This window comes from Lamprobacter sp., assembly GCF_034860625.1.
Classification (GTDB): domain Bacteria; phylum Pseudomonadota; class Gammaproteobacteria; order Chromatiales; family Chromatiaceae; genus Lamprobacter.
Genome location: NZ_JAYESN010000635.1, coordinates 1 through 904, shown reverse-complemented (window position 1 = coordinate 904; position 904 = coordinate 1). Strand labels below are relative to the sequence as shown.

Here is a 904-nt window from a genome sequence, read left to right as displayed (position 1 = left end):
GTCCGAGAACTACGCCAGTCCGCGCGTGATGGAGGCGCAGGGCTCAGTGATGACCAACAAGTATGCCGAAGGCTATCCGGCCAAGCGCTACTATGGCGGCTGTGAGTTCGTCGATGTCGCCGAGCGGCTCGCGATCGAGCGTGCCAAGGCGCTGTTCGGCGCCGACTATGCCAATGTCCAGCCGCATTCCGGCTCGCAGGCCAATGCGGCGGTGTTCATGGCGCTGTGCCAACCGGGCGACACCGTGCTCGGCATGAGCCTGGCCCACGGCGGCCATCTGACCCACGGCGCCAAGCCCAATTTCTCCGGCAAGCTCTACAACGCCGTCCAGTACGGGCTCGACCCAGCCACCGGTGAGATCGACTACGCCCAGGTCGAAGCGCTCGCCCGCGAGCACAAGCCAAAGATGATCATCGCCGGCTTCTCGGCCTATTCGCGCGTCATCGACTGGCAGCGCTTCCGCGACATCGCCGACGAGGTCGGTGCCTACCTGCTGGTCGACATGGCCCATATCGCCGGCCTGGTCGCCGCTGGCGTCTATCCGAGCCCGGTGCAGATCGCCGATGTGACCACCACCACCACGCACAAGACCCTGCGCGGCCCGCGTGGCGGCCTGATCCTGGCCAAGTCCAACCCCGAGCTGGAGAAGAAGTTCAACTCGCTGGTCTTCCCAGGCACCCAGGGCGGTCCGCTGATGCACGTCATCGCCGCCAAGGCCGTGGCCTTCAAGGAGGCTTTGGAGCCTGAGTTCAAGGACTATCAGAAGCAGGTCGTGCTCAACGCTCAGGCCATGGCCGAGACCTTCCTCGCGCGCGGCTACGATGTCGTCTCCGGTGGAACTGATGATCACCTGTTCCTCGTCAGCTTCATCGAGCAGGGGCTGACCGGCAAGGACGTCGATGCT

General features: G+C 64.7%; 1 protein-coding gene. It reads left to right on the top strand.

Going from position 1 to position 904, the window contains the following annotated elements:
- A partial coding sequence (gene glyA / locus VBE63_RS30400) for a serine hydroxymethyltransferase (protein ID WP_323686687.1) occupies positions 1–904 on the top strand: 904 nt, incomplete at both ends.